The following is a 14,323-nucleotide window of genomic DNA, read 5'->3' on the forward strand; positions in this document are numbered from 1 at the left end:
GATTGACAGGCGGGAGGAGGACCTCATGACGAAACCGAGCTTCCGGTTCACCCATTACGACCTCAAGGAATTGCGGGCGGGTACCATTCTTGAAGTCCAATTGAACGCCATCAACAATGTCCGGCTGATGACGGCGCCCAATTTCCAACGCTTCAAGGAGGGGTTGGACTACAAATATGCCGGCGGCGTAGCGAAGAAGGCTCCCGTCAAGATCGTCGTTCCCGAAAGCGCCCATTGGCATCTAATCGTCGACATGGAAGGCCATCATGGCCTGGCTGAATCCTCTGTCAAGCTGGTGACGCCCCCGACAAAGGTGCGCAAGGCGGGGTGATTAACCGGCCCGTTGATCGAAGGTCAGACGGGACTTAAGGGCTGATGCGGTTCTGACGGCAGTTCAACGCGGATAGCATCACCTGAACGCACAGGCCCCCCGTTGATTACGACGGCCATCACTCCGGCTTTGCGGATCAGTCCGCCACCAGCATCGCGGTCCAGAACCGCCTGCATCAGGCCCGGCTGAAAGTCGTTGATCTGCTTGCAGGGATTGCGCAAGCCGGTGACCTCAATAACCGCAGTCGCACCAATATGCAGGCGGGCGCCCTCCGGCAGGCCGAGCAGATCGACACCAAGTGTCAGAATATTTTCCCCGAGATCGCCTGCGCGTACCGCAAAGCCCTTGCCGGCCAATTCCTCCAGCAATTCGCTATGGATCAGATGCACTTGGCGCAGGTTCGGCTGGCTCGGATCTTTTGCGACGCGCGAGCGGTGCTGCACCGTCACGCCGAGATGGGCATCTCCCTCCACACCCAAGCCGGCCAGAAGCATGATCTCCGCCAGCACCGGTTTGCTGAACTGGTGCGCTTCTGCACGGCTGACAGCTTCGACCTTGCTCATGTTTCGTTGCGCTCCCGTCGCAGTTTTGCCCACCAGTCCAGCCGCTTGCGGATGTCGCGCTCGAAGCCGCGCTCCGGCGGATCGTAGAAGGTCTGGCGGCCGAGCTTTTCAGGGAAATAATCCTGGCCGGAAAAGGCATCCGGCTCGTCATGGTCGTAGCGATAGCCGTCGCCATAGCCCTCGCCTTTCATCAGCTTGGTCGGAGCGTTGAGAATATGCTTGGGCGGCAGCAGCGAGCCATGTTCCTTGGCCACCCGCATGGCGGCCTTGTAGGCGGTATAGACTGCGTTGGATTTCGGCGCGGTGGCGAGATAGACGCAGGCCTGCGCCAACGCCAGTTCCCCTTCCGGGGAGCCGAGATAATCATAGGCGTCCTTGGCTGCGTTGCAGATCACCAGCGCCTGCGGGTCGGCAAGGCCGATATCCTCCACCGCCATGCGCACCAGCCGACGCCCGAGATAAAGCGGGTCTTCGCCTGCATCGAACATCCGGCAGAGATAGTAGAGCGCCGCATCCGGGTCAGAGCCGCGCACAGACTTATGGAGCGCCGAAATCAGATTGTAATGGCCGTCCTGGCCTTTGTCATAGACAGGCGCCCGCCGCTGCACGATCCGCGCCAGGCCTTCGGTATCAAAGACCTCGTCCTTGCGCGCCGCCCGCCAGACTTCTTCGGCCAGCGTCAGCGCCGCGCGGCCATCGCCGTCGGCCATGCGGATCAGACTGGCGCGGGCGGCCTCGTCGAGCGGCAGCGGCTTTGCTTCCGTCGCTTCTGCCCGTTGCAGCAGCACTTCGATGCTCGCCTCATCATGGGACTTGAAGGTCAGCACGCGGGCGCGTGACAAAAGAGCGGCATTGAGCTCAAAAGACGGGTTCTCGGTGGTCGCGCCAACCAGAATGACCGTACCGTCTTCCATAACAGGCAAAAAACTGTCCTGCTGGGCGCGATTGAACCGATGGATCTCGTCAACGAACAGCAGCGTTTGGCGTCCGGACATGCGCCGGGCGCGGGCGCCCTCGAACACCCGCTTCAGATCGGCCACGCCGGAAAAAATCGCCGAAATCTGCTCGAAGGCTAGTTCCGCCTCGCCCGACAGCAGCCGGGCGACCGTGGTCTTGCCGGTGCCCGGAGGCCCCCAGAAAATCATCGAGCCGAGCGAACCCGAAGCAATCATCCGGGCCAGTACACCGTCCGGCCCGGTCAGATGATCCTGCCCCGTCACATCAGAGAGCGTCTTCGGCCGCAGCCGATCCGCCAGCGGCCGTCGGGCCGCCATATCCTCATCCAGCTTCGGGGCGAACAGATCACTCATCGAAACATCTGCCGCAGCCGCTGGCCATTGCGGTCGATTTCCACCCGCCAATAGGATGGCGACGACTTGGCGATTTTTACCATGTCACGGGAAGTGGCGACATCGACGCCGTTGATGGAAACGATGATATCGCCGGGCTGAAAGCCCAGCCGCTGCGCCACGGAGCCATCGGCAACCGCTGTGATCGCAACGCCTGATGCCTGCGTGTTGAGCTTCAGCTCATAGGCAAGCCGCGGTGACAAATTGCCGACGGTCGCACCTTCGAACGGGCTGCCGTCCTTGATCACCTGCTCGTCGCGCGGCCGGGTCTCAGGCGCTCCGGCCAGCGTCAAGCTGATCTCCTTCGGCTTGCCGTCCTCGATCACGCTGAGCGTCACCGGCTTGCCGAGGCCTGTCGTGGTCAGCCGGTAGTTCAGCGCATCGGGATGCTCGACCGTGACGCCATCGACGGCGGTGATTACCTGCCCGGCCTTGATGCCGGCTTTTTCAGCCGGACCATCAGGCACCGTCTTTGTCACGAGCGCGCCGAGCACCTGCTTCAGGCCAAGCGCATCGGCAACATCCGAGGTGACCGGCTCAAAGGTAGCGCCGACATAGGGCCGTTCGAAGGATTTTTCACCCTTGTCGGCCGCAGCCAGGAACACCTTGACCAGATTGGCGGGAATCGCGAAACCAACGCCGTTCGAACCGCCGCCCTTGGAAAAGATCGCGGTGTTGATGCCGATCAACTCGCCATTCATGTTCATCAACGCGCCGCCGGAATTGCCGGGATTGATCGAAGCATCGGTCTGGATGAAGAAGCCGAAATCGCCTTCCGACACCTGATTACGGGCAAGACCCGAAACGATGCCGCTCGTGACAGTCTGACCGACGCCGAAGGGATTACCGATCGCCAGAACCAGATCGCCAACCTCGATCTTGTCGGAATCGGCGATCTTGAGCGTGGGCAGGCTTTCCTTTGCATCGACCTTCAACACCGCAAGATCCAGCCGCTCGTCCTTGAGCAGCACCTTGACCGGATATTCACGGCCATCGGACAGCGCCACCTTGATATCGTCGGCGCCGGCAATGACATGGTAGTTGGTCATGACCGTTCCGTTGTCTTCCACGATCACGCCCGATCCGAGCGAGGTCTGCTTTTCGGTGCGATTTGGAAAACGCTGGCCGAAGAACTGCTCGAAAAAGGGATCGCCTGCAAACGGACTTGCGCGGCTCTGCACGACCCGCTCGGCATAGACATTCACGACGGCGCCATGGGTCTGCTTGACCAGCGGCGCAAACGACATCTGCATCTCGGTGCGGCTTTGCGGCAGGGTCTTGGCATCCTGCGCCTGGCCGGGAGAACTTGCCATAAAGGCAAGAACGATGACAGCAGGAGAGATCAGTTTCAGGCCACGCATTCGGGTTTCCTCTTCAATCCCCTAAACCTTGTTGAGCAAGTCTTATGGGAGGTTCTGGCAAAGCAAAATAGGCTCATCCGTGAAAATTGTGGCAAACCATCGCCATTTCAAGCAGGTCAGGCGCAGTGCGGGAAAAACCACTGCGGCGCTGCGTCAAGGCGGGCCGCTGAATTGGGAACCTTTGCCTTTGTAGAACATTGATGATTAGCCATTTGGCTGACTGCATCACTGGAGAGCGAATCTGAATGTCCATCACCTTGAAATTGGCCGCTGCCTGCACCGTTGTTCTTGCCACGCTCTGCCTCGCTCCCCAGCAGAGTCATGCGGCGAGCTTCGACTGCAGCAAGACGGATCTGAAAGCCGACGAAAAGGCGATCTGCGACAATCGCGCCCTCAATGACCTCGACGTGAAGATGGTCACGACCTTCGAACTGATCTCCGGCCTGCTGCCCATGGGCAATCGCGGCGAATTGCAGGACCAGCAGACCACTTGGCTGAAAAGCCGCCAAGCCTGCAATGCCGATACCGATTGCATAGCCAAAGCCTATGAGGCGCGTCTGAAGGCGCTGATGGGCGTCTACGACAAGATCGAGCGGCCGATCTAACAGTCCGTCCCATAATCGCCGCTGGCCGTCTGCAAATGGCAATTTCGCCAGACCAGCAGCAATGTTTCGACAGGCCGTAACTTATTTCAGTATTGGCAAGAACCGGGTGGCTTGGGCGGGCGTCCTGAGATGACATGTCTGGCATAGACCCTCACAAAGGAGCCAGACATGCCCTCCATCCGCTTTACTCCCATGCCATCATCAATCGCGGCCGCCTATCGAAACGGCGAACCGGATGCCTATGGCTGCGCGCCGGAACAGCGCCTGTCGCCCGGCGGCTACCAATGCCGCCATTGCCTCGCGCCCATTGCCGAAGGTCAGCCCTACCTGACCGTCGCCTACCGTCCCTTCCCGGCGCTGCAGCCCTATGCCGAGACCGGTCCAATCTTCCTGCATGCCATGCAATGCACGGCCTATGATGGTGGGGACCGGTTGCCGCCGATCTTCGACAGCCCCGACTACATCGTGCGCGGTTATGGCCATGACGATCGCATCGTCTATGGCACCGGCGCGGTGACGCCCACATCAGAGATTGCAGCGCGTGCAAAGGCGCTTCTCCAGGACGAAAATATCGCCTATGTGCATGTCCGATCCGCGCGCAACAACTGCTTTCAATGCAGGATCGAGCGGGTTACGGCAGAAAAACACCTGCCGGAGAGATAGGAAACAGCGGAAAGCCCGCTGATGGAGGCGATTTTGAAGATTGGCGTGATCAATACGGGCGGCACGATCAGCTGCGTTGGCAACCCCTTGGCGCCGATGACCAGCGTCGAATTCAAGGCCGCCTGCCAGACTCATCTCGACCCCATCCTGCTTCAGGCCTTTCCCGATCTTCAGCTGGATTACGTGACCGACCTCGCTTTTCCCGAAAGCGCGACGGGCATGCTCGATAGCACCAATCTACAGCCATCCGACTGGTGCCTGATCGCCCGCGCCATCCTGGAGCGCTACGACAGCGTCGATGGTTGGATCGTGCTGCATGGCACCGACACGATGGATTTCAGCGGCACGGCGCTGTCGATGCTGCTGGCGCGCTTTGCCGCAGATGGCACCGTGCTTGCCGAGTTGAGCAAGCCGGTGATCCTCACGGGGTCGCAGGTGCCGCTGTTCCATTCGCCAGCGCCGGGCACGATTTCGGGCATGAGCTTCAATACCGATGCCTTCCAGAACGTTTGCGGGGCAATCGCTGCCGCCCAGGCAGGCATTCCCGGCGTCTGCGTCTTCTTCGACAGCCTGCTGATGCGCGGCTCACGCGTGGTCAAAGCCGATGCCAACCAGTTTCGCGGCTTTTCCAGCCCGAATTTCCCGCCGATAGGTCAATATGGCATTACGCTCGGGCTGAATCCGGACCTGATGCCTCAACCGCCGGTCTCACCCGCCACAAGCCTCGACGACCAAACGGCACGCGCCGGCGTTCTCGAACAGTTGGACGCCATCGCTGCCGATATCGACAAGGCACCGGTCATCACGCTTGGCGCCTTCCCCGCCCGCTATAACCCCGCCGAGGCGACGGCGCTTCTAGCCGAAATGATCCGCGCCTGCCTTGGCAAAGGCATTTCAGGGCTGGTGTTGCAGTCCTATGGCGAAGGCAATTTCCCGAGCGGCAATGCCAGGGAGGCTGCAAAAGGCGCCATCTATCAGGCGCTGGACGAAGCAAACCGCGCAGGCGTCGTCATCGTCGACAATACCCAAGTGTTGCAAGGCGCCGTCGATTACAACGCCTATGCAGCCGGCGCCTGGCTGCCGAAAATCGGTGCGCTGAACCCCGTCGATATGACTGTGATGGCCTCGATTGCCAAGCTCACCGTGCTGATCGCCGCCCGTCGCAAAAACGGCTGGACCCTCGACGACGTCAAATATCTGATGCAAACGCCACTCGTCGGGGAAATGACCGACATCTCCAGGCTCGACAGCCGCAGCAACGCCGTGCTTTTGCCGGGCCAGTCGCTGACGACCTTCAATGGCAGCGGCAGCCTGATCAACGACACCAAGACAGGCCCGCAATTGCGCGACAGCAGCGGCGCGGTGCTCTGGTCGATGCTGGAAGCACCGGACAAAGCCGCCCTGCCCGGTCGCCTGCACATCATGGGCAGTGGCAACCTTGCCTTCCACAGCCGCAACAGCGAACTTCTTTGGCAGAGCGAGAGCGGTAAGGACGATTGCGCCGCCGCCCGGCTGCGTCTCACACAGGCTGCGGATGGCTGCAGCGTAACGCTCAGCATCGAGGATTATGGGAAAAGCCGGACCCTCTGGACGAAAACGGTCAGCCTCTGAATGCGGCAAAGTGCCGGTGTTCGGCAGGGGATGCGCCGTCTCGGCACATGGTAATAATTTGAGTGGATTTTTTTACTCGATGGCGATCGAGCATGGATATTGTTGAGCTGTCATAAGCAACAAAGACAGCACCATGCAAAACAATCTGAAAATGGACGTCCGCTCAGCTCCCAGAAGCCGTTGCCGCATGGATAGTGCTGTGCGCTACATGCGCCAGATTGCAGACTGCCGGATTATCGACATCTCGCGCTCCGGGCTCGCGATCGAACTCCACACTGCTTTCCATGCATCTGCAGGCAGCACGATCGTGATTGAGAATGATGAAATCGGCTTGCTGGAAGGGCTTGTTCGCTGGAATCGCGGCGGTCGGATGGGGATCCAGTTTCGCCAGAACAGCAATTCCATTGCCAAGGTAGCGGCTTACTTCCGTAATTTCCATCAGGAAGTCCGTCCCGTCCTGAAGCGATAGGTGTCGCGCAAGGCTGCGGGATTCCGCCGCAAATGAAATTGACAGGACCGGCATTCTGCCGTCCGTGATGCTTTTGAAATAAACATCATCAACCTGTCATGATATGAAGGCAACTGATTTGCGATGCCAACGCATCGTTCATGCTATTTGCCAGGAGCCCTTCATGTCGCCACTCGTTGACCTGCCCTCCCGCAACCGCTTGTCTCCGGATCTGCATCCCATCTCCAGGCGCGCGCTGCTGGGCGGCGCCGCTGCAGCTGGCGCATTGATCATGCTGCATCCGTTTGCAGCACGGGCAGCCGCCAACCAGGCGCATCTGCGGCTGATGGAGACGACCGATATCCACGTCAACCTGATGCCTTATGACTATTATGCCGATAAGCCCAATGACACGATGGGCCTGACCCGCACGGCAACGCTGATCGACGAGATCCGCGCCGAAGCCGGAAACTCCATGCTGATCGACAATGGCGACCTGCTGCAGGGCAGCCCAATGGGCGATTACATGGCCTATAAAAAAGGCATCAAGGCCGGCGACGTGCATCCGGTCATGAAGGCGATGAACACGCTGGGCTACGATTGCGGCACATTGGGCAATCACGAGTTCAACTATGGGCTCGACTTCATGTTCAACACGCTGGCCGCCGCCAAGTATCCGCTGGTCTGCGCCAACCTGACCAAGGGGCAGCTTGCCAGCGATCCGAAGAACGATGACCTGTTCTTCAAGCCCTTCGCCATCATCGACAAGACCATCAAGGACGGTGCCGGCAACGAAAGCACCGTCAAGGTCGGTTTCATCGGTTTCGTGCCGCCACAGATCATGCTCTGGGACGCCAAGAACCTCGAAGGCAAGGCCCAGACCCGCGATATCGTTCAGGCGGCCCGCGCCTGGGTGCCCGTCATGAAGGAACAAGGCGCCGATATCGTCATCGCCCTTTCCCACTCCGGCATCGATGGCAACGGCCAGAGCGAACGGATGGAAAATGCCTCCCTCTATCTTGCTGCCGTCGAAGGCATAGATGCGATCTTCACCGGGCACCAGCATCTGGTTTTCCCGGGCCCGAAGACGTGGGACGGAGTCCAGGGCGCCGATCCGCTCAAGGGAACGCTGATGGGCAAACCCGCCGTCATGGCTGGCTTCTGGGGTTCGCATATGGGCCTGATCGACCTGATGCTCGAAAAGGACGGCAAAAACTGGAAGATCGTCGACTTCACCGTTGAGGCCCGGCCCATCTATCACCGCGACGATACAAAGAAAGTTATCGCGGACGTGCGCGACAAACCCGAAGTGGTCGCTGCCATCAAGGACGAACACGAAGCAACGCTCGCTTACGTGCGCACCCCTGTCGGCAAGACTTCGGCGCCACTCTATTCTTACTTTTCCCTGGTCGCCGATGATCCTTCGGTTCAGATCGTGTCCAATGCCCAGACCTGGTACATCAAGGACATGCTGAAGGAGACGAAATACAAGGACTATCCGGTCCTGTCGGCAGCAGCACCCTTCAAGGCCGGCGGTCGCGGCGGTGCTGACTATTATACCGACGTTCCCGCCGGCGACATCGCCATCAAGAACGTCTCGGACCTCTATCTCTATCCCAACACCGTTCAGGCAGTATTGATCACCGGCGCGCAGGTGAAGAACTGGCTGGAAATGTCAGCCGGTCTGTTCAACCAGATCAAGCCGGGCTCCAAGGATGCACCGCTGATCAATCTCGACTTCCCGACTTACAATTACGACGTGATTGACGGCGTCACCTACGAAATCGACGTTTCGCAACCGGCCAAATACGACAAGGACGGCAAGCCGATCAACGCGGACAGCAACCGGATCAAGAACCTCAGCTTCAACGGCAAGCCGATCGATGCCGAGGAGAAGTTCGTTGTCGTCACCAACAATTACCGCGCTGGCGGCGGCGGCCATTTCCCCGATATCGCCTCCGACAAGGTGATTTTCGTCGGCCCTGACACCAACAGAGACGTCATCGTCCGCTATATCGTTGCCCAGGGCACCATCAACCCGAGCGCCGACGGCAACTGGCGGCTTGCTGCTCTTGCCGATACGACCGCAAGCTTCCAGACCGGCCCCAAGAGCCGCCCCTTTGCGGCCGAGATCAAAGGCGCAAAGATCGAAGATGCCGGCGACGGTGCAGATGGCTTCGCCAATTACCGGATCTATCTCTAAGACCGCATCTGTCCTTAAAAAGAGCCGCAAAATAGTGAAATGCCCGGATCGTCGTCCGGGCATTTTTCATTGTAGAACTTTCAGAAGAAGTTGAGGCCGATCAGGCGTTTCGTTCCTTGGCGCCATCGGCAAACAGCGACGGCCCGTTCTGATCGATGATCTGACGCGCCTTGCGGAAGGTGCAGTCCAGTGCATCCTCGCGGGAGGTAAACATGTCGGCACGGATGAAGCTGCGCACCAGCGTTTCGCCGTTCACATCCTTCTCGATCCGGCCTGCCAGGCGCAACTGGCTGCCTTCCTTGATCGGCTCTGCATAAATGCGGCAATCGCCATGCAGTTGAGGTTCGGCGGCAGGCGACTGCTTTGTCTCACCAGAGGAGGAAGAGCCCGAAAAGGCTGAGAAGATCTTGGAAAGAAAGGATGCCATTGCAACTGCCCTCTGCCTGCAAACAATATCAAGGCACGGGCGCAAGCGCGCACCGGCCATGAAGATCAAGTAGCATTTCGGCATGTGGCAGGTAAAATCAAGCCCCTTCGTCCACCATGCCCGACAATCCGGGCATGGCTACCGCTATCATGCAACAGCATCTTCAGCGGGAAGAGACTTTACGGCCGTCTCATTGGTCATGACACGACGGTTGCGCAGGAAGAACTGGAAGCTCGTCGGCGCCCGCAGCAGATAGCCCGGATAAGCCGTCACCAGCCGCATCATCACCTTGAAATCGGGCAGGTAGCCCTTGGCCAGACCGCGCAGCAGCGCATAGGTATAGGCGCCCTCGTAAAGCTTCTGCCGGAACAGAACCGTTTCCGGATCAGCCAGCAGGATGACCGGCATGTCCTTCAGGTAATTGTACTGAAGTGCCAGGCATCCCTGGATCGCAACGGACTTCGGGCTATCCCAGGAGACGTTGGACCAATAGAGATTGACGCCCTCAAGGCAGCTGACATTGATCTTCGGGTCAATGACCGTGTCGTTGAACAGGCAAAGTTCGATCCAGAACACATGGTCTTCGCCAGCGCTGCGCAGCGCGCCGTTAAAGCGCAGGCCGGCATTTTTCTTGAAGCGGTAGACGACAGTCGAAGTCTGTGGCGGGCATTCGCGGATCATCACCTCTGCGAGACGACCCTTTCGGAATGCTCGGTAGCTGTCGCCGCAGGTCAGTTCGTCCTCACAGGCCAGCACCCGGCGCGTGCCCGGAAGGCTGATGAAGTAATCGGCGTAATACTTGCCGCGAACATGGTTACAGAAGAAAAAGTCGCCAAAAGCCAGCCCTTCCAGCGCCCGCTGGATGTGGTTGTCGTGCCAGACGTCATCAGAATCGAGAAAGGCGACATAATTGACAGGGTCGTTTTCGAGGTAATCCAGCGCCATATTACGCGCTTCGCCAGGACCACCATTTTCCTTCTCAAGTACAACAAGCCGCAGATTGGTGCCGGGATTGAAATCGGCAAGCTCTTCATGGACGGAAATAGGAGAGCTGTCATCGACAACAATAACGCTGATCTCGACGTCGCGATCGATTTTCTGCGACTTCACCGACTCCAGAGCGCGGGATAAAATCCCTTTTTCCCTCTGGAAGAAGGGAATCACGACAGCAACCGATACACTCATCACACACCTCACGTTGCTTCAAAGACACCCTTTACCGCACGCGCTATCAAACACGCGTGCAGCCGACACTTGTTAAGGCACCGTCTTGGCGCTAGAGCGTTCATAGAAAAAGCATTAATACAAAATTAAGCTTACACAACATTACCGAACCCAGCAACATCCAGAAACGCCATTTATTGGGTCTATTTTTTTCAAAGTAGCAACGGAACAAAGCTAGCATTGCCATTATGCTACATATGTATTCATGGCTACTTCTCAAAATGGGACAGCATGAAATATGCAGTAGGATTACAAAAAAATATTGTAAATCAATATTTTGCAAATTTTCTACGATGAACATCCCTCGATCTGAGGGGATATTTCGCGGTTTTTTGCGGTTTTATGTAAACGAAATCCGCTATTGATGATTGCATTTGGCGCTTCGAAAACTCGTGCCTATGGTTAACAACGTAGATCACCTTTGACTTGAGCCACATTGAAACAAAATTCCCCGCAGGCGCGGCTTTAGGGAGAAGCAAATCGAACTCATCAGGCAGCCATTAATACAACTATAAATAGTAAACTTGAAATTCTTATCGCATTTTTGGAAACAACCCAGCAACATGCGAGGGTTCCGATATCGATACGCCTGCCGAAGTTCTCTATTGTTACGGTAAGTGGCTTCACAAGACCCGGTTGCGACCCGACAGCACGACAAAATCGCTCTAAGAGGTTTCAACAGATCGTGTCATGCGCTAGTGGTCTGGACCATGCGCTTTGCCAGCCTTCGCAGCAGCGAAAAGAGCAAAAGGCACAACCTGGAAGATAGAAGCCGGCTTCGTGATTGCTATCGAGTTTCCGAACGCGACATACGATCATGATGCTGCCGCAACCCCGCCCTTCGGAACCCAAGACCGTGCAAAAATCCGATATTCACAATGCCGTTAACGCCATCCGCGAACTGTTTGCGGCCACGCCCTTGCAGCTCAGCGAGCATTTGAGCACGCTTTTCAACGCGGATATCTATCTGAAGCGGGAAGATTTGACGCCGGTGCGCTCCTATAAGGTCCGCGGTGCATACAATTTCTTCCGCAAGGCACTGGCTGGCGGGCATAGCGACAGGACCTTCGTCTGCGCCTCCGCTGGTAATCATGCCCAGGGCTTTGCATTCGCCTGCCGCCATTTCGGCGTCAAAGGCGTGGTCTTCATGCCGGTCACGACGCCGCAGCAGAAGATCGACAAGACCCGCAAATTCGGCGGTGAATTCATTACCATCAGGCTGATCGGCGATATCTTCGATCAGTGCTATAAGGCAGCTCGCGACCACGTGGAGGCAACCGGCGGCGTCATGGTCCCACCGTTCGACCATGCCGACATCATGGAAGGACAGGCAACGGTTGCCGCCGAGATCCTGGAGCAATTGCCCGAGGGTGTGACGCCCGACCTGATGATCATGCCCGTTGGCGGCGGCGGTCTTAGCGCTGGCATGACCGGCTATCTGGCCGACGATCTGCCCGCTTCCGCCTTCCTCTTTGCCGAACCGGTGGGCGCACCGAGCCTGAAGTGCTCGCTGGAGGCAGGACAGATCGTCACGCTCTCCAAGGTCGACAATTTCGTCGACGGCGCAGCCGTGGCACGCATCGGCGATGCCAATTTCGAAGCTCTGCGCCGGTTTTCTGCCGATCAAGTGCTGCTCGTGCCTGAGAACGCGATCTGCGGCACGATCATCGACATGCTGAATGTCGAGGGCGTCGTGCTGGAACCGGCTGGTGCACTCGCCATCGCCGCTCTCAGCCTGCTGCCACCGGAGACAATTGCCGGCAAGTCTGTGGTACTCGTCGTTTCCGGCGGCAATTTCGATTTCGAGCGCCTGCCCGACGTCAAGGAACGCGCCATGCGTTATGCGGGGTTGAAGAAATACTTCATCCTGCGCCTGCCGCAGCGTCCGGGTGCTCTGCGTGATTTCCTCAACTTGCTCGGGCCGGATGACGATATCGCCCGCTTCGAATATCTGAAGAAGTCGGCGCGCAATTTCGGCTCGATCCTGATCGGCATCGAAACCACCCATGCCTCGAATTTCGCCGGCCTCTTCCAACGCTTCGAGGAGAACGGTCTCGGATTCGAGGACATTACCGAAAATGAGATCCTTGCCAATCTGATCATCTGACGGTCGCCCTCATGTTGCGCCGTCACATCCTGAAAGGCTGCCTGATGAGCCTGCTGCTGCCAAACCTGTCGCTGAGATCAGTCTTCGCCAGCGATGCCGATATTGATGCGATCGTCGATTCTTCGTCGGAAGGGCAAGGTCAGATCGCAACGTATCCCACCATCGCCGCAGCAATTGCAGCAACACCGGCGCAACGGACACGGCCGTGGCGGATTGCGATCCGCGAAGGCCGCTACCGCGAAAAACTGTTCATCGATAAGCCCGACATCGTGCTCGTCGGCGCTGGCCAAGAGAAGACCGTGATCAGCTTCGACGCCTATGCCGGCGGCACGGCGCCTGATGGCAGCCACTGGGGCACCTTTGGTTCGGGGACCATCATCGTGCGGGCGCCGGGCTTTGCGGCAAAAGACCTGACGATTGCCAACACGTTCGATTTCCTCGCTCATGATGGGCGTGATCCGCATGCTGTCAACCGAGTCGGAGCCAGCCAGGCGGTGGCGCTGATGCTGGATCGGGGTGCGGATCGCAGCCTGTTCGATACTGTCGCGATCAACGGCTTTCAGGATACGCTGTTTACCGACCAGGGCCGCAGCCTGTTTCGCCGCTGCCAGATATCCGGCAATGTCGATTTCATCTTCGGCGCCGGCACCGCACTGTTTGTCGACTGCGATATTGTCAGCCGCAAGCGAGCCGATCCCGCAATCCTGCCGGCAGGCTTCGTGACCGCGCCAAGCACAGCACTCGCGCATCCCTACGGTCTGGTGTTCCATCACTGCCGCCTGCTGAAGGAAGATGCCTCGATCCCGCCCGCCAGCCATTATCTCGGGCGCCCGTGGCATCCTACCCGTGACTTCGCTGATGGCCGCTATGCGGACCCAGACGCCGTCGGCCAGGCGGTGTTCCTGACTTGTGAGATGGAGGATCATATCGCCACCAATGGCTGGACCGAAATGACCGGGCTCGCCAAGGACGGAACCCGCCGCAGCTTTCTTCCCTTTGAGCATGCCCGCTTTCTGGAATGCGAAAGCCATGGCCCAGGCGCAGCCGTCAATCCCGACCGGCCGCAACTGACGACACAACAGGCAGCGCTGTTTGCACCCGAAAAAGTGCTGGGCGATTGGCACGCCGCGCTCCTGCAACAGCAATAGGCCTGCCGTAAAAATCAGCGGACTTGCCTCATTTTTAATGTCTCAATTTTATTCAGCGCGTCGCCGCCTGCCCCATTTCTACGAACTTGCCATAGAAAAACGCATTCATATCAATTTCTTAAGCAAACGCAGAACCGAAAATTAAAATCTGGCACACCAATTGCTTTGATTGGTTTGAGTTGGCCGCTAGGGTTCCGGCGCGAAAGCGTGACTGGTCCGAGAGCAGCCACCGGCGGGGGAGACATCCCTGTCGGGTGCACGGCGGGATAAAAGCCCGGGAGAC

Annotated in this window: 13 protein-coding genes and 1 riboswitch; of the genes, 8 read left to right on the top strand and 5 right to left on the bottom strand. The window is 58.3% G+C overall.

Features of this window, described 5'->3' with window-relative positions:
* The first annotated feature begins 25 nt into the window (after positions 1 to 25).
* Positions 26 to 331 carry a DUF1883 domain-containing protein gene (locus BJF91_RS11645; RefSeq protein WP_075614698.1) on the top strand — a complete coding sequence of 102 codons (306 nt, stop codon included), beginning with the start codon at positions 26 to 28 and terminating at the stop codon, positions 329 to 331.
* Between the two features lie 23 nt (positions 332 to 354).
* On the opposite strand, the gene BJF91_RS11650 is transcribed toward BJF91_RS11645, so the two are convergent.
* From BJF91_RS11650 to BJF91_RS11660, 3 genes are read right to left on the bottom strand one after another with little or no spacing between them, the layout of a single operon-like run.
* Positions 355 to 894, bottom strand: coding sequence for an MOSC domain-containing protein (locus tag BJF91_RS11650; protein WP_075614699.1), 540 nt, complete (start codon positions 892 to 894; stop codon positions 355 to 357).
* Entirely contained in the window at positions 891 to 2,204 is a 1,314-nt protein-coding gene (locus BJF91_RS11655; RefSeq protein ID WP_075614700.1) for a replication-associated recombination protein A, read from the bottom strand. Before BJF91_RS11655 ends, BJF91_RS11650 begins: the two co-directional genes overlap by 4 nt.
* The gene (locus BJF91_RS11660; protein ID WP_075614701.1) at positions 2,201 to 3,604 is read right to left on the bottom strand and encodes a DegQ family serine endoprotease; all 1,404 of its coding nucleotides are present in this window, start codon (positions 3,602 to 3,604) and stop codon (positions 2,201 to 2,203) included. The genes BJF91_RS11655 and BJF91_RS11660 overlap by 4 nt, the downstream gene beginning before the upstream one ends.
* Before the next feature lie 245 nt (positions 3,605 to 3,849).
* Between BJF91_RS11660 and BJF91_RS11665 the strand changes: the two genes are divergently transcribed.
* The 5 genes from BJF91_RS11665 to BJF91_RS11685 all read left to right on the top strand — a co-directional run bounded on the left by BJF91_RS11665 (position 3,850) and on the right by BJF91_RS11685 (position 9,134).
* Positions 3,850 to 4,209, top strand: coding sequence for a lysozyme inhibitor LprI family protein (locus BJF91_RS11665; RefSeq protein ID WP_075614702.1), 360 nt, complete (start codon positions 3,850 to 3,852; stop codon positions 4,207 to 4,209).
* Between the two features lie 168 nt (positions 4,210 to 4,377).
* Positions 4,378 to 4,872: a DUF1203 domain-containing protein gene (locus BJF91_RS11670; protein WP_075614703.1), complete on the top strand. Its 495-nt coding sequence runs from the start codon at positions 4,378 to 4,380 to the stop codon at positions 4,870 to 4,872.
* A 21-nt stretch (positions 4,873 to 4,893) separates the two neighbouring features.
* The gene (locus BJF91_RS11675) at positions 4,894 to 6,483 is read left to right on the top strand and encodes an asparaginase domain-containing protein (RefSeq protein WP_075614704.1); all 1,590 of its coding nucleotides are present in this window, start codon (positions 4,894 to 4,896) and stop codon (positions 6,481 to 6,483) included.
* Positions 6,484 to 6,616: 133 nt separating this feature from the next.
* Positions 6,617 to 6,952: a PilZ domain-containing protein gene (locus BJF91_RS11680; protein WP_075614705.1), complete on the top strand. Its 336-nt coding sequence runs from the start codon at positions 6,617 to 6,619 to the stop codon at positions 6,950 to 6,952.
* Positions 6,953 to 7,115: 163 nt separating this feature from the next.
* The gene (locus BJF91_RS11685; RefSeq protein WP_075615585.1) at positions 7,116 to 9,134 is read left to right on the top strand and encodes a bifunctional 2',3'-cyclic-nucleotide 2'-phosphodiesterase/3'-nucleotidase; all 2,019 of its coding nucleotides are present in this window, start codon (positions 7,116 to 7,118) and stop codon (positions 9,132 to 9,134) included.
* Positions 9,135 to 9,234: 100 nt separating this feature from the next.
* On the opposite strand, the gene BJF91_RS11690 is transcribed toward BJF91_RS11685, so the two are convergent.
* Together BJF91_RS11690 and BJF91_RS11695 are read right to left on the bottom strand one after the other, a co-directional pair.
* Complete coding sequence (locus BJF91_RS11690; RefSeq protein WP_075614706.1) at positions 9,235 to 9,561, bottom strand: HlyU family transcriptional regulator; 327 nt, start codon at positions 9,559 to 9,561, stop codon at positions 9,235 to 9,237.
* A 147-nt stretch (positions 9,562 to 9,708) separates the two neighbouring features.
* Positions 9,709 to 10,746: a glycosyltransferase family 2 protein gene (locus tag BJF91_RS11695; protein WP_075614707.1), complete on the bottom strand. Its 1,038-nt coding sequence runs from the start codon at positions 10,744 to 10,746 to the stop codon at positions 9,709 to 9,711.
* 895 nt (positions 10,747 to 11,641) lie between these two features.
* On the opposite strand from BJF91_RS11695, the gene ilvA reads away from it, so the two are divergent.
* Positions 11,642 to 12,892 carry a threonine ammonia-lyase gene (gene ilvA, locus BJF91_RS11700; RefSeq protein ID WP_075615586.1) on the top strand — a complete coding sequence of 417 codons (1,251 nt, stop codon included), beginning with the start codon at positions 11,642 to 11,644 and terminating at the stop codon, positions 12,890 to 12,892.
* A gap of 11 nt (positions 12,893 to 12,903) precedes the next feature.
* Positions 12,904 to 14,040, top strand: a complete 1,137-nt coding sequence (locus BJF91_RS11705; RefSeq protein ID WP_075614708.1) for a pectinesterase family protein — start codon at positions 12,904 to 12,906, stop codon at positions 14,038 to 14,040.
* A 175-nt stretch (positions 14,041 to 14,215) separates the two neighbouring features.
* Positions 14,216 to 14,323, top strand: a riboswitch (guanidine-I (ykkC/yxkD leader).

The sequence above is a fragment of the Gillisella taibaishanensis genome, from assembly GCF_001938985.1.
GTDB lineage: Bacteria > Pseudomonadota > Alphaproteobacteria > Rhizobiales > Rhizobiaceae > Allorhizobium > Allorhizobium taibaishanense.

Bases quoted from the DNA above. Each gene is read 5' to 3' on its own strand.
- BJF91_RS11645 (WP_075614698.1), top strand. From the start codon at position 26: ATGACGAAACCGAGCTTCCGGTTCACCCATTACGACCTCAAGGAATTG.
- BJF91_RS11650 (WP_075614699.1), bottom strand. From the start codon at position 894: ATGAGCAAGGTCGAAGCTGTCAGCCGTGCAGAAGCGCACCAGTTCAGC.
- BJF91_RS11655 (WP_075614700.1), bottom strand. From the start codon at position 2,204: ATGAGTGATCTGTTCGCCCCGAAGCTGGATGAGGATATGGCGGCCCGA.
- BJF91_RS11660 (WP_075614701.1), bottom strand. From the start codon at position 3,604: ATGCGTGGCCTGAAACTGATCTCTCCTGCTGTCATCGTTCTTGCCTTT.
- BJF91_RS11665 (WP_075614702.1), top strand. From the start codon at position 3,850: ATGTCCATCACCTTGAAATTGGCCGCTGCCTGCACCGTTGTTCTTGCC.
- BJF91_RS11670 (WP_075614703.1), top strand. From the start codon at position 4,378: ATGCCCTCCATCCGCTTTACTCCCATGCCATCATCAATCGCGGCCGCC.
- BJF91_RS11675 (WP_075614704.1), top strand. From the start codon at position 4,894: ATGGAGGCGATTTTGAAGATTGGCGTGATCAATACGGGCGGCACGATC.
- BJF91_RS11680 (WP_075614705.1), top strand. From the start codon at position 6,617: ATGCAAAACAATCTGAAAATGGACGTCCGCTCAGCTCCCAGAAGCCGT.
- BJF91_RS11685 (WP_075615585.1), top strand. From the start codon at position 7,116: ATGTCGCCACTCGTTGACCTGCCCTCCCGCAACCGCTTGTCTCCGGAT.
- BJF91_RS11690 (WP_075614706.1), bottom strand. From the start codon at position 9,561: ATGGCATCCTTTCTTTCCAAGATCTTCTCAGCCTTTTCGGGCTCTTCC.
- BJF91_RS11695 (WP_075614707.1), bottom strand. From the start codon at position 10,746: ATGAGTGTATCGGTTGCTGTCGTGATTCCCTTCTTCCAGAGGGAAAAA.
- BJF91_RS11705 (WP_075614708.1), top strand. From the start codon at position 12,904: ATGTTGCGCCGTCACATCCTGAAAGGCTGCCTGATGAGCCTGCTGCTG.